We start from the raw sequence: 13854 nt of genomic DNA, 5'->3' as shown, positions 1-13854 counted from the left end.
GGGAGCGACGGAATGGCAGGGTTCAGGATGACCGCGGTAGCGATTGTGTGCCTTTCCAGCACCCCGCCCGCTCTGGCCGAGCCGATGTCATTGCTCGACAGGCATGGTAGCCGCGTGGCGATCGAACCCTATGCGCCCAACATCGTTCGCGTGACGATCGCGTTGGACAAGGCGCTGGCGGAAGCCCCGCCCGGCGACGGGCCGATCGCCAAGGCGGATGCCTCCGGTTGGGTCCATCGAACCGATGCGAGCGGCGATATCTTCTCGTCGCCCGCCCTCACCCTCACGGTGGATGCAAAGCCCTGGCCCAAAGCACCCAGCCAGATGGAACGTTATTTCGCGTCCGCGCTACCGCCGGTCAGCATGTCGGTGCAGGATGCAAACGGTACGCTGCTGACGAAGATGACCGGCTGGGAAATGGCCCCCGTTACCGTCAATGGCGAAAAGACGTTCAAGGTCGGCGCGACCTTCGCCTCCCCCGCTGACGAGCATTATTATGGCCTCGGTCAAAACCAGGAAGGGTCGCTCGACCTGCGCGGTCGCCAGATCGACTGCCAGCACTATTATGACGCTCCCGCTGGCGAGACCGTGTGCGTCCCCTTCATGGTTACGAACAAGGGCTATGGCATCGTTTGGGACAATCCCGCACGCACACTGGTCTGGCCGGGCCTTCATTCCACGACGCGCTGGCAGAGCCAGGTCGGCGAGCGCGTGTCCTTCTTCGTCATAACCGGCAAAACAACGGACGAGCTCTACGCCGGTTATGCCAAGCTCACCGGCGAGACGCCGCTGCCGCCCAAGGCGGGCTTCGGCCTCATCCAGAGCAAGGCGCGCTACGAAAGCCAGCAGGAACTGCTCGGCATCGCCAACGGATATCGTCAGCGGGGCCTGCCGCTCGACATCATGGTGCTCGACTGGTTCTACTGGACCCGCATGGGGCAGATCGACATCGATCGCACCTATTTCCCGGACCCTAAGGGGATGAACGACACGCTCAAATCCATGGGGATGCGATCCATCATCAGCGTCTGGCCGCGCTTCGAACGCGAATCTCGCTATTTCGACATGCTGGCGACCAAGGGCTTTCTGCTGCACGACAAGGAAGGCAACCCGATCGACGGGCTGCCGATGCGCTACGACCGGGCCGGCGCGCTACTCGACAGCACCAACCCGGAGGCGCGGCAATGGTTCTGGGGCACGGTGCGCGACAATATCCTGTCCCAGGGCTTCGACTGGTTATGGCTGGATGAGACCGAGCCGGACCTGATCCCCGATGGCTACTGGTATGCGCGCGGGTCGGGCGACCGCTACCACAATCTCTACCCGCTGGTGCATACCTCGGGCGTCGCGGACGGCTCAGCGCGCGACCGGCCGGATTTCCGGAACATGATCCTGGCTCGCGCCGCCTATATAGGATCGCAGCGGACCGGGAGCCTGTTCTGGTCGTCGGACGTGCATGCGACTTGGGATGCGTTGAAGCGGCAGGTGCCGACCGGCCTCAACTTCACCGCATCGGGCCTTGCTTATTGGGGCAGCGACATTGGCGGCTGGCAATGGCCCAAGGGGCCGAAGGCGCAGCGGCCGGTACTCGTTGATCCGGCGGGCGCGACGGCGATGGACGCGGACTATCCCGATTATCCCGAACTGTTCGTCCGCTGGTTCCAGTATAGCGTCTTTACGCCGACACTGCGCATTCACGGCCAGCGGCCGGGCACGGCGCTGTGGGAATATGGAGCGGCCGCCGAACCGATCCTCGCCGAATGGCTACGGCTGCGCTACGCGTTGATGCCCTATCTTTATGCCATGGGGCGGCGGACCTATGAAAGCGGCGCGCCGTTCATGCGAGCGCTGTTCATGGACTTCCCGAAAGACCCGAAGGTGGCGACGATCGGCGACCAATATATGTTCGGGCCTGCGTTTCTCGTGGCGCCAGTCACCGAGCAGGGTCAAACGAAACGGACGGTTTATCTGCCGGCCGGAACCGCCTGGTATGATTACTGGACCGACCAGCGGTTCGAGGGCGGTCAGACAGTCGAGGTCGATGCGCCGATCAACCGGATGCCGCTGTTCGTGCGGGCGGGGTCGATCGTACCGATGGGCGTGGCGGTCAGAAGTACTGCCGAGAAGCAGGCGCTGGAGAGCATCCGCGTCTATCCGGGGGCGAACGGGCGCTTCACCCTCTACGACGATGACGGCACGACGAACGCCTATCGCAAGAGCGGGATGAAGGCGGAACTCGTCTGGGACGACCGGACTCGCCAACTCACCAGCAGGAGCAGATTGCCGACCGGGCAGGCTCTGACCGGCCTCGTCCGGATCGTCGGCCAATGAAGGAGAGAGAGACATGACCGGGGTTAGCCGCCGCGAACTGGGACTTGGACTGGGGGCGGCAGCGCTCGGATCGACTTTGGGAGGGATGGCGCCGGCGCAGACGCAGGTTGACGGAACCAGAGCAGCCGCAGGCGATCTCACCTTCCCACCCGGCTTCCTCTGGGGCTGCGCCACCGCCTCCTACCAGATCGAGGGAGCGGCGAAGGAGGACGGACGCGGCCCAACCGTGTGGGATGTCTTCTCCCACACCCCCGGCAGGGTGGCGAACGGCGCCACCGGCGACGTCGCCTGCGACAGCTATCATCGCTATCCCGAGGACATTGCGTTGCTGAAGGCGCTCGGCGTCAAGGCCTACCGCTTTTCGATCGCCTGGTCGCGCATCTTCCCCGAAGGCCGCGGCAAGCCGAACCAGAAGGGTGTCGACTATTATAACCGGCTGGTGGACGGCTTGCTCGAGGCCGGCATCGCCCCGCACGTTACGATGTTCCACTGGGATCTCCCCGCCGCCCTGCCCGGCGGCTGGCAGAACCGCGACACCGCCTACGCCTTTGGTGACTATGCTGCCGCCATGGCCGGCCGCCTCAGCGACCGCGTGAAGCACTTCATGACGGTCAACGAACTGGTCTGCTTCACCGATCTCGGCTATCTGGTCGGGGGCAAGGCTCCGGGCCTCAAGCTGTCGCAGAAGGAGGCGAACCAGGTCCGCCACTATGGCGTGCTGGCGCATGGCCTGGGCGTCCAGGCGATCCGCGCCAACGCAAAGGCCGGGACCCTGGTAGGCCTTGCCGAAAACCCGTCCATCTACGTTCCCGCGATCGAGACGCCCGAGCATATCGAGGCCGCGAAGAAGGCGGTGCGCGACAGCAACGCCATGTTCCTGACCGCGATCATGGAGGGCCGCTATCTCGAAAGTTATCTGACCGCGCAGGGTGCGGACGCGCCCAAGGTGCAGGAAGGCGACATGAAGCTGATCGGCGCGCCGCTCGATTTCCTGTCGATCAACGTCTATACCGGCAAGATGGTGCGGGCCGATCCGTCCTCGCCGCAGGGTTACGCGATCCTGCCGACGACCCGCGAGGCGCCGCGCATGCCTTCCAAATGGCTCTATGTGACGCCCGAGGTCATCTATTGGGGTCTGCGCTCCATCAGCGAACTGTGGCGCCCCAAGGCCCTTTACATCTCCGAAAATGGCTGCTCAGCCGACGACAAGGTCAGCGCGGACGGCAAGGTCTATGACACCGACCGGGTCATGTATCTGCGCAATTATATGACCCATCTCCAGCGCGCCGCGCGGGAGGGGCTGCCGATCAAAGGCTATTTCGTCTGGAGCCTGATGGACAATTTCGAGTGGGAGGATGGCTATACCAAGCTGTTCGGTATCCACCATGTCGATTTCAAGACCCAGAAGCGCACGCCCAAACTTAGCGCCGACTGGTATCGTGAATTGGTACGGACCAACCGGCTGGTGTGAGGCAAGCTCCTGTCGTCCGTGGCGATCCGGGGTGATGAAGACCGCTAAACGGGTGGTCCATCAATCCTCTCGGACGCCGCACGAAGGTCTAGACCCAGCGCATCTTCATCGGCCGTCACAGCTGCCAATTCCGCGCGGGCGGCTGCAATGCGGGCATGTGCCTCGATCAGCTTGACCTGGGCGCTCGTCGCGCTCTCCTCGCGCTGGTTGACCAGGAAGAAGTCGCTTGATCCGAGGTCGAAGCGCCGGCGCTCGGCGCTTGCCAGCCGCTGCGCCAGCGCGCTTTCCCGCTCCGTCGTATCGACCAGCTGGCGGGCGGTGTCCACTTCTATACCGATCGCCGTGACTTCGGCGCGGATTTTTTCCGCCAGGAACCGCTGCTTGACCGTTAACTCGTCTATCTTCGCCTGGGTCTCCGCCAGCTTGCCCTTGGCCTTGCGGTTCTGCAGCGGGATCTTGAAGGTTACGCCCACGATCATCTCCAGTGGCGTGCGGCTGTAGCCGCCAATCCCTTCCGGCCCGACATCCTTGGCGACTTCCCCAGTCAGGTCCAACCGCGGCTTCATGTCGTTACGCGCCAGCGCCAGCTTGACCGTCGCCTTGTCGATCTCCTCCAGCAGAATGGCGAAATCGGGCCGCCCTTCCAGATTGAAGGCCGGATCGACATTCAGCCTGCCAAAGCCGCTGGTGTCAGCGGGCAACCGCGCCTCGTTGACCACGAGAGGAGCGCCCTGCTCGTCGCGGTAATAGAGCGAAAGCTTGACGGCCGCAGCGCGGAAAGCCTGCTGCGCTTCGACGACAAAGGCCTGGCGCCGCACCAAATTGGCCTCATTCTCGGTCAGTAGAATGTCGGGCTTGGCGCCCAGTTGAACCTGGCGCTGAATGCCCCGGGTGCGGTCTTCCGCCAGCGCCAGCAGTGCCTGATAGGCCTTGAGCTTCAGCCCCGCCACGACCCACTTCTGATAGGCCTCTATCGCTCGAGCCTGCACGCCGATGCCGGTCGCCCTAGTTTCGAAACGGGCAATGTCGATGTCATTGGCGGCCAGCCGATATTCGGATCGCCGCGCGTCAATCAGGCGATCACGGAGCAGCGAATACAACGCGCCGACCTTCACCTCGCCAAGGCGGTTGGTATAGGCCTTGTCCTCATAGACCGGAAAGTCCCCGCGCGAGACGCGATACTGGCCATAGATCGAGCCCCCATTTTCCATGAGTGGCTGCTCGGCCTTTCCGGCGAGTTCGGACCCGTCATAATAGCCCTCGACCCGGCTGCGTCCCTCCACCGCGAAGACGGTGTCGAACGCGCCCTGCGCCGTCAGCGCGCGCGCCTCGGCCTGACGATTGCGGGCCAGCGCGGCGATGATGTCAGGCGCAGACCGGGCCGATGATCGCAGCACCTCTTCCAGAGTCAAAGCGCTGTCTGTCGCCGGCCCCGCCATGGCTGATGCCTTGCTTTCGGCGCCCGGCGTCTGCGCCAAGACGGCGGGTACCGTTAGGGCAACCAGCAACACGACCATTCCGATCATCCCACGCATCGTCACTTCTTTTTCTTTTCGATCGAGCTTTTTTCGGCCTTGGTTTCCTCCTTCTGCGCCACCCGATCCTGGCCGAAGTTGAGCGGAAAGTCGTTGAGCTGCCGCCATAATTCATAGCCAACCGTGACATTATAGCCCTGGATCCAGCCGAGCACTTTGCTCCCCTGCCGCACGAAGCGACGCTCGGGCCAGGGCGTGGTGCCGGGTCGGGGTTCGACGAGCACGCGGAACAACCCATCCGTCCGCGGCGTCGGATCGACCGACCGGACCTGTCCGTCATAAATGCCTACGGCAAAGGCCGGCCAGCCACTGAACTGGAAGGCGGGAAAGCCCTCAAATTCCAACCGGACCGGGCGGCCCGGCTCGACGAGCGGGATATCACGGCCGTCGACATATAGCTCGACGGCGCGCTCAATCCGTTCGGGCGCGATCGTCGCCAGAGCCGTGCCGGCAGAAATCAGTGCGCCGCCCGCCTCCGCATTCAAGGCCTGGACTCGCCCATCGCGCGGGGCCGTGACAATCTGCGCCGACTGGCGCCGCTGCCGCACCTCGATCTGCTTGAGCTTGGCGCGCGCCTCCGCAAGCTTGGCGTTCGCGTCGGCGACCTTGATCTGCGTCTGCTCATAGTCCCGACGCGCAGCCAACCCTTCGCTAAAAAGCTGCCCAGTCCGCCCGACATCGATTGTGGCGACAGCACGCGATTGCTCGATCGCGGCGATCTGCGCCTCGACCTCCGCCTTTTCCGCCGCCAGTCGCTCAAGAAAGTTGGGATCGACGTCCACGATCCGGGCGATCGGATCGCCAGCCTTGACCAGTTGTCCATCCTGTACGAAAAAGCGCTGGATCCGCCCTTCGACCAGGGACGTGACCTGTTGCGGCCGATCATCGGGATCAAGCGAGATTACCTGCCCCCCGCCTTGCGCCGTCTGCCGCCAGGGTACGAAGAGGATCGCGACTGCCATCGCCACACCCAGCAGGATTAGCCAGGCGACGACCACGGCTACGCGGGGCGGCCTCAGACTGGCGAGGGAACGAAAATGGGTCAGCTGTGCTGGCTGTATCGTCATCATCGCACCTCCTGCATCGCGAGGAAATGCGTCAGTTCGGCCTGATCCGCAAAGCGATGCTGGCCGCGCCTGCCCAGCGCATAGTAGCAATCAAGGTTCACCGCCTCTGGACGGCCGGTGAAAAGAAGCACAGTGGTTCCATGCTCCCGCAATATTCGAAGCGTGGCGAGCAGCGGTTCCGTGGGCATCATGTCATAAAGTTGGGACAGCAGGAGAACCTTCGGCACACTCAGTAATGCCATGGCGAGTTTCAACTGCATCACCTCGACGATGGAGAGCGGCGAACCCGAACTGGCCAGCTGCGTATCCAGCCCGTCGGGCAGGCTGGAGATGCGGGCAGCGAGGCCGACAATCTCCAGCGTCCGCATGATCCTTGAGCCTTCTGTGCCGCTGCCCGCCGCCAGGTTCAGATATTCGCGGATGGTGACGTCAACGATGGTGGGCCGGTTGAGCACCACGACGGCAGACCGCAGCAGATACATGTCGAGACTGCCGAGTTCGCTGCCGCCGATGGAGAGCAGTCCCCGTTCCGGGTTCGCATGGCGTTTGAGCAGCAGCGCAATCTGGTTTTCGATGCCGGGCTCTGCCACGACGACGGCCTGCTCACCGCTGCCGATGGCAAAATCGAAGCGGGATCCCTCCAGCACCACTCCGCGAAAATGTACGGAGCCGTCTGGCGGCGCCTGACCGCTCAATCCCGCCGTTTCCTGCGGGATCGCGAAGACCTGCGACAATTCCTCCGAACTCGCCACCAAGTCATAGAAGGTATCAAGATACCAGCCAAGCTGATAGATGCCGTAGAAGACGCCTGACATGATCAGTTCCGCCGCCACGAGCTGACCGATCGAAAGCTGCCCTGCGAGGATCAGGTTGCCGCCCAAAGCCAGCAGCGCCGCTGCCGCGAGGGCATAGACGAGAAAGTAGCCAAGAGCCTGGGCGAAGCTGTATCGGAAATATTGGCGATGCGCCCGGATATAGCTCGCTGTGACTGCTTCCGATCGATCCATGGCGAAGTCCAGGTGCCTCGCCGATTTGTAGAAGCCGTTCGACGCGCCCACGCTTTCCAGCCAGTGCGCCGCCTCATGCTTGGCATGCGACACACCTACTGCGCCAGTGATCGCGCCATGACGCCAGACAAGCCAGATCAGCAGGCACACCCCCACCAGGATGATATTGAACGCCAGGAAAAAAGGGTGGTAGAAACTGGTCACGATGAGGCCTACCGCGCCCTGAAGGATGATCGTGAAGGCGCCGATCACCAGGCTGGGCACGGATTTTTGCACCACCACCATGTCAAAATAGCGGTTGAACAGGCTGCCGCGGCTCTCGTCGGCGAAAAAGGGGTTCTGCGCGTGGACGGCACGGACAGTGACTTCCGCCACGACGCGTGCAAATATGCGGCGCTCGAACATCGCCATCAGATAGACTCTGAGCGCGCTGAGCCCCGCAACCAGCAGAAGCAGGACCAGCAGCACACCTGACAATATCCAAAGCGGTGCAACCAGGGCCGTGCGCGCCACCGAATTGATCAGCAATTGCACCGAGATCGGCGTCGCCAGCGACAAGAGCGTGATCGCCAGCGTGTAGACGATGCCCACATTGACATAGCCTTTGTCCGGCCCGACAATTTCCGAAAGCCATGCGGCAGCGTTCCGCAGACCCAAATGCTCCCCAGCCAACATAAACCTCATGGTGATGCCGCAGCGGAGGTATATGCAGTGCCATACGCAGAACAAGGGGATCGTGTTACCGGAGAAACATTAATTCACAAAGCTGCAATGCAACATCTGATGGGCACCGCCAGTTGTTACATTGATGGCGGTTAGGCGCCTTACCTCGCCGTCTTTGCTTGAAATCCGCGGATTTCCGTAGCGCCTTTTTTGCTTGGACGCACAGATCATCTTGGCAGTGTTCGTGCGCGATGACAATTTCGCGCAAGCTGAGAGCCGCGTGCCACATGTGTCGGCGCCGATCCTCCAGCTCATGGCTCGAACACAGTCACGAGCGTTGTCGACTTTATCCTCGACACCAAGTTCACGGCTTCAAGGGCAATTTGAACGTCAGCCAGACCGACTATTCCCGTGCGTAGCAATATCGGCCTCCTGGCGACGCCTGGCGGCGTGATTTCGACAGGCCTGCTGATTGTCCTCCGCGGTCGCGATCAGGCTGACTGGAAGCTCGGCCTGACATCGAGCGGCGCTTCGCACCAGCGCACCACAGCCTGCGGGCTGTCGAAGACGGCGGGGGCGAGATACAGCAGCTTGGACCGCGCCTTGCCCCTGAGCTAGGCCAGATAGCCGATCCATCGGGTATTGAAGCGTCGGCCGGGGAGCAGGATCGTTGGGAGGTGCCATGGGATTGGCGGGAAAGTCACCCTTTCGTTTCGCCATTCCCGAACGCCGCGCGATCCTAGCGCTAACGACGCGGTGGGATACCGCCGAAGGTGACGATGCTTTCGGCACCGTTCGCGCCCAGAGCGGCTACACCGAGGAAATTGTCATCGACGATCACGCCCTTCACCGTTGTTTCGGTGGTCTGGGCGCCGCTCACATCGACATGGTTGCTCCATTCATACTGGTCGGCGCGCTTCCAGTAGACACGATAGCCGGTCGCGCCGTCGACGGGCTTCCAGCTCACCTTGGCGCCGATCACGACGCGCCCGAAATTGCTCTCACCCGGAGCACCAGGGGTATAGGCCGGGGCCAAGGTCACCGTTTCGGGCGCGGCCGGCGCGGTGGCAAGGCGGCGGAGCGTGGCGACGTTGATCGCCGTCACCTTGGCCAGGTAGGGGAAATCCATCTTGTCGACCGTGTCGCCAAAGCCGGGGCGCAGGTCCTGATGCTGGGCGGCGAAATCTTCTATGCCGACCGAGAAGCGGACGGCCGGATATCCGGCCTCCAGGAACGGCGTATGATCGCCGCCGCGGCCGAAGCGGTCGGGCCGGCGGACGGCCAGGACGTCGAGACCGTTCGGGATGGTCTTGGCCACGCTGCGGACGGTCTTGGCGAGCGTGCGCGAGGGGCTGTCGTCCTCGCTGCCGCTGGCGCGGCGGGCCAGCTGCGTCTCGATCGGCGCGGCCGCCTCGATGCCTTCGGAAAAGACGCGGACGCGGTCGGCGACGACCGTGCCGTCCGCCCGGCGCGTATTGCCGACGATATCGTTGTTCAGCACCGCGCTGACGACCCAGCCGCGCTGCTTGGCGGTGTCCGCCAGCAGCCGACCGCCCAGCAGGCCCTGCTCCTCGCCAGAAAGCGCGGCATAAACGATCGTCGCGTTGAACTTCTCCTTCGACAGGATGCGGGCGGCCTCCAGCACCAGTGCCGTGCCCGACCCGTCGTCATTGGCGCCCGGCGCGTCGGAGGTCGTGTTCATGACGTCGGTCACCCGGCTGTCGATATGCCCCATCACGATGACCACCCGGTTGGGATCGGCGCCCGGCTGGATGCCCAGCACATCGACGATGTTGGCGCCCTTGGGCGCGCGCTCGTTGGTAAAGACGCGCTCGATCATCGATGTCTGGATGCAGTTGCCGCACGCCTTGCTGGTCTTGTCCAGCTCGCTGTGGAACCAGCGCCGCGCCGCGCCGATCCCGCGCTTGGAGTCGTTTGCGTCGGACAGGCTGTGCCGCGTACCGAAGCTGACCAGCTTCTCGACGTCGGCCTTCAACCGGGCGGCGCTCGGCATCTCCTGCGCTTGGGCAGTGGTGGACAGCGACAGGGCGGCAAGAGGGAGATAAGAAGAGCGCATCAGCTTTTTCCTGTTCCGTTGAGTTCGGCGCGATTTCGCCAGGCGATAGGGCAGTTTTTCGAGCGAGGGCAAGGTAGCTGGCAACCGTCCGCCCTACACCCGATCGTCAGTCTTCCGACGGATCGTCATACACGCCTTCCGCCTTCAGGTGATCGAAGGTGTCGATGCTGGTATGGTAGACGCGGCTGCCATAATCGAGCGGGTCGTGGATGAACTTTCCAGTCCTCGGCCGGGTGCATCTGCGGGGAATTGGTCAGACGGCCGCCGATGCCGTCGGTCGGATGCTCGGCCGTCTGCATCAATTGGCTGTGGTTCGGCCCTTCGCCGATGATGTGATTGGGGTCGTCCACCAGCTGCGCCCCGGCCCGCAGGGGGATGGCCGCGACGTACAACTCCATCATCGCGATGGAGCCAGCAACCCGCGCCCCGAGGCACCCCCCGTCGATCATTCCCAACCTCCCTGTGGAACGTACCTCTAACTCATTATCCATGACGCAAAACGCGCCCAGTCCCGCCGGACAATACTCTTCGGCCGACACAACGCGCGAAAAATGCGGGGCTATATGGGCTCGCCAATGTTTGGCCGAGCGATTACCTTCCAGAGAGTCCCCACCTGATCCGGCGCTGTACCGACCGCGAATGTTCGCGCCATGGCGACCGCCTGTCGATCAAAACGCCAGCGGCGAAGTGACTGGCAGGCGCTCACTCTTCAGAACTGCACCTTCGCGGCCTTGCCGGTGTAGGAAATGACCTTGGTCGCCGGTAGCACGTCCACGCCGCCTTTGCCCGTGCTGCTCATGAGCACAATCTTGAGGTCGCGGCGGGGCGTCATTCCGGGGAAGCTGCCCTGACGCGCACCCACGGTCAGCGTCTTGGTGGTATCGTTCCACACCAGATCATATGTGACGCAAGCGCCCTTTTCATAGGCGTAGGTTTCGTTGTCATCCTCGTAGAGGGTGAAGCGCGCGTCGGCGCCGGGGTAGATACGCACTTCATAGGCGGCGGCCGGGTCCTGCGTCGCATATTGGACGTTCGGCCCCATCGGCAGGATCGACCCAGCCCGCACATAGAGCGGGATCAGGTCGAGCGGCGCCTGCCGCGTCACGCGGCGACCGCCCTCATAGCGCTCGTTTGTCCAGAAGTCGTACCACCCCGCCCCGGCGGGCAGATAGGTCTCCATGCTCTCGTCGAGTGCGGGCTTGGGTCCGGCGATCGCCTGTCGCTCGCTGGGACGACGCCAGGCAAGGCGGAGCACGCGATTGCCGTCTATCTGATAATAGTCGATGCCGACCTTGACCGCCTGCCCCTTGCCCAGCGTGATCGTGGCGCCCTTGTAGCGCGCGGAACCCGCCGCCCAGTCTTCTACGACCGTCTTGCCATCCAGCGTCAGGCGAAAGCCGTCATTGCCCTCCAGCCCTATCTCATATTCGCCATCTTCCGGCGCCGTGATCGTGCCCTCCCACTTGGCGGAAAAATGCTGAAGGTTGGCAAGGCCGGCCGGAATTTCAGCCAGCGGCGGGTCGGGCCAGGTGTGATCGACCTTGAGATCGACGAAGCGGGATTTAGGCGTCTCGAAATTCTCGCCCTCGAAATATTGACCTGCAAGCCCCGGCTGGCCGTCGGGAGTGCGCAGAAATTCCGCGGGGATGGTGGCAGCCGGCGGTGGCAGGATGTTGTACATCGCCCGCGTGACCGGGTGCACCAGGATCGAGGGGCCGAACATGAAGCTGTCGTCGATCGTGTCGGTTGCGCGATCGTCGGGGAAGTCCATCATCAGCGGCCGCATCAGCGTATAGCCGTCCGATGTCACCTTGGCGCTGAGACTGTAGATATAGGGCAGCATGCGGTAGCGCAGCCGGGTGGACTTGAGCAGCGAGGCATAGACCGCCGGGTCCATCGTCCTGAACAGATAGGGCTCGCGTTCGACATTGGTGCCGTGGATGCGCATGAGCGGATTGAACGCCGAGAATTGCAGCCAGCGGGCATAGAGCTCCCGCCATGCAGGGTTCTTCTCGCCACCCGGAAAGTCCGCGACGAAGAAGCCGCCCGTGTCCTGGGTCCAATAGGGATTGCCGGTGACCGTCACGTTGACGCCGTCGGCCACCTGCTGCTTCAACGTCTTCCAGCTCGAATAGATGTCCCCGCTCCACGAAGCCGCCGCCGTGCGTTGCGCGCCCGCCCAGCCGGACCGGGTGAGCGTGAACACACGCTTTTCGCTCGTCGCGCGCTGCCCGTCATAGGTGCCCTGCGTGGTCAGCAGCGAATAGGGATTGAGGTAGCGGGTAAAGTCGCCGAGCGCGTTCCTGCCCAGCGCCTTGGTATCGCGGATATTGTCCTGCGCGTTCCACATCGCGCTCGACACTTCGATCTCCGTGCCGTCCATCCACAGCGCATCGACGCCCTTGTCGAGCAGGCCCGACTTGATGTGCTTGAAATAAATCTGCCGGCCCAGCGGGCTGTAGGCGTCATAGACGCGCGCATGTTTCGAAATCCAGTGGAGCGGCTCGAAGCGCAGGCCGTGGCTGTCGAGTTCCTTCGCCAGCGCCGTGTCGTTCCCGATGGAAGGCCAGATCGACACCATCAGCTTCATGTGGAGATCGTGCACCTCGCGGGCCATGCCGGCGGGATCGGGATAGCGGGTCGGATCCCAGGTCATGCCGCTCCAGCTGCCGTCCTTGTCCGATCCCCAATATTGCCAATCCTGGACGATATAATCGAGCGGAAAGCCATCCTTGCGGAAATTGCGGGCGACATCGAGCAGCTGCGCCTGTGTCTTATAGCGCTCCTTGCTCATGAACAGGCCGAACGCCTGCTTGGGATACATCGGCGCCTGGCCAGTCAAGGCACGATAGGCCCCGACTACGGCGTCGGACGTCTCACCCGCCATGAAATAATAATCCACGCCGCCCGGCGCGCTTTCGGCCCACATCGATGCGCCATTGGCATCGTCCTTGAACCGCATCTGCGAATAGCTGTCCCATAGCACGCCATAGCGGCGGGAGGACATCAGCACCGGAATGATGATGCCGACATTGGTCTGGACGAGCAGCAGATCCTTTCCCCGGCGATTGCTGGTGTCGGTGCCGTTGAAGCCAAGACCATAGAGCGCCTCGTCCGGGCGCAGCGTGAAGCTGTTGCTGGCCTCCAGCGTCGGCGCGCCGGATATCATCATCTTCTTCAGCGTCTGGGGCGCTGCGGCATTTTCCTCGGTGTAGAGCTTCCCAGAGGCGTCGTAAAAACGCAGAGCGCCGTTCGCCTTGCTGACCTCGACGCGCAGCTTCGCGCTCCTGATGGTGAGCGTGTCGGCGGTCTCGGAAACGGTGAAGGCAACGGATTGTGGCTTGGCGATGACAGCCAGGCTGGGCGCGGTCCAGTAGTTTTCGCCCAACGTGGCGTTCACGCGCAGCGTCGCCGGGCCATAGAAGATCAGATTCTTGGTGATGTCGCCCACGCGGATCTGCACCCCCTGGGCAAGACGGGCGAAGGCGAAGCCGCTGGCAGCGCCTGGCATCACGCTTTGCAGGTGACCGCGGGCATCAAGCCCCGTCGAAGCGGCGCTCTGCGCAGCTTCCAACGCCCGCGCTGAGACCGGCGCAATGCTGAAGGCCAGAAGCGCTGCCGACGCCCAAAGCCGATATCCGGTACGCATTCGACTCTCCATCCTCAGCACCGAGTCGCATTCACGACGCTGTTTACGCAGATA

The 13854-nt window shown here is 63.1% G+C and carries 8 protein-coding genes; 2 read left to right on the top strand and 6 right to left on the bottom strand.

The window, feature by feature from the left end; all coding sequences use genetic code 11:
• Nucleotides 1-12: 12 nt before the first annotated feature.
• Nucleotides 13-2331 carry a glycoside hydrolase family 31 protein gene (locus M529_RS47210; protein ID WP_236617762.1) on the top strand — a complete coding sequence of 773 codons (2319 nt, stop codon included), beginning with the start codon at nt 13-15 and terminating at the stop codon, nt 2329-2331.
• 13 nt (nt 2332-2344) lie between these two features.
• Entirely contained in the window at nt 2345-3802 is a 1458-nt protein-coding gene (locus M529_RS47205; RefSeq protein WP_021320149.1) for a GH1 family beta-glucosidase, read from the top strand.
• A 44-nt stretch (nt 3803-3846) separates the two neighbouring features.
• Here the strand turns inward: M529_RS47205 and M529_RS47200 are convergent, their stop codons facing one another.
• The 6 genes from M529_RS47200 to M529_RS47170 form a co-directional block, all read right to left on the bottom strand.
• Nucleotides 3847-5241, bottom strand: coding sequence for a TolC family protein (locus M529_RS47200; protein WP_408021352.1), 1395 nt, complete (start codon nt 5239-5241; stop codon nt 3847-3849).
• A 98-nt stretch (nt 5242-5339) separates the two neighbouring features.
• Nucleotides 5340-6404: an efflux RND transporter periplasmic adaptor subunit gene (locus M529_RS47195; protein ID WP_031295853.1), complete on the bottom strand. Its 1065-nt coding sequence runs from the start codon at nt 6402-6404 to the stop codon at nt 5340-5342.
• Entirely contained in the window at nt 6404-8083 is a 1680-nt protein-coding gene (locus tag M529_RS47190) for an ATP-binding cassette domain-containing protein (RefSeq protein ID WP_031295850.1), read from the bottom strand. Before M529_RS47190 ends, M529_RS47195 begins: the two co-directional genes overlap by 1 nt.
• Before the next feature lie 736 nt (nt 8084-8819).
• A complete protein-coding gene (locus M529_RS47180; protein ID WP_021320144.1) occupies nt 8820-10151 on the bottom strand; it encodes a M28 family metallopeptidase in 1332 nt (443 codons plus the stop codon).
• A 125-nt stretch (nt 10152-10276) separates the two neighbouring features.
• The gene (locus tag M529_RS47175; RefSeq protein WP_021320143.1) at nt 10277-10600 is read right to left on the bottom strand and encodes a hypothetical protein; all 324 of its coding nucleotides are present in this window, start codon (nt 10598-10600) and stop codon (nt 10277-10279) included.
• 260 nt (nt 10601-10860) lie between these two features.
• Nucleotides 10861-13800, bottom strand: a complete 2940-nt coding sequence (locus tag M529_RS47170; protein ID WP_021320142.1) for a TIM-barrel domain-containing protein — start codon at nt 13798-13800, stop codon at nt 10861-10863.
• Nucleotides 13801-13854: the final 54 nt, after the last annotated feature.

Origin of the sequence: Sphingobium ummariense RL-3, from assembly GCF_000447205.1 — a bacterium.
Classification (GTDB): Bacteria; Pseudomonadota; Alphaproteobacteria; order Sphingomonadales; family Sphingomonadaceae; genus Sphingobium; species Sphingobium ummariense.
This window is presented reverse-complemented; position numbering and strand designations above follow the sequence as displayed.

Bases quoted from the DNA above. Each gene is read 5' to 3' on its own strand.
- M529_RS47180 (WP_021320144.1), bottom strand. From the start codon at position 10,151: ATGCGCTCTTCTTATCTCCCTCTTGCCGCCCTGTCGCTGTCCACCACT.
- M529_RS47170 (WP_021320142.1), bottom strand. From the start codon at position 13,800: ATGCGTACCGGATATCGGCTTTGGGCGTCGGCAGCGCTTCTGGCCTTC.
- M529_RS47200 (WP_408021352.1), bottom strand. From the start codon at position 5,241: ATGGCGGGGCCGGCGACAGACAGCGCTTTGACTCTGGAAGAGGTGCTG.
- M529_RS47175 (WP_021320143.1), bottom strand. From the start codon at position 10,600: ATGATCGACGGGGGGTGCCTCGGGGCGCGGGTTGCTGGCTCCATCGCG.
- M529_RS47210 (WP_236617762.1), top strand. From the start codon at position 13: ATGGCAGGGTTCAGGATGACCGCGGTAGCGATTGTGTGCCTTTCCAGC.
- M529_RS47205 (WP_021320149.1), top strand. From the start codon at position 2,345: ATGACCGGGGTTAGCCGCCGCGAACTGGGACTTGGACTGGGGGCGGCA.
- M529_RS47195 (WP_031295853.1), bottom strand. From the start codon at position 6,404: ATGACGATACAGCCAGCACAGCTGACCCATTTTCGTTCCCTCGCCAGT.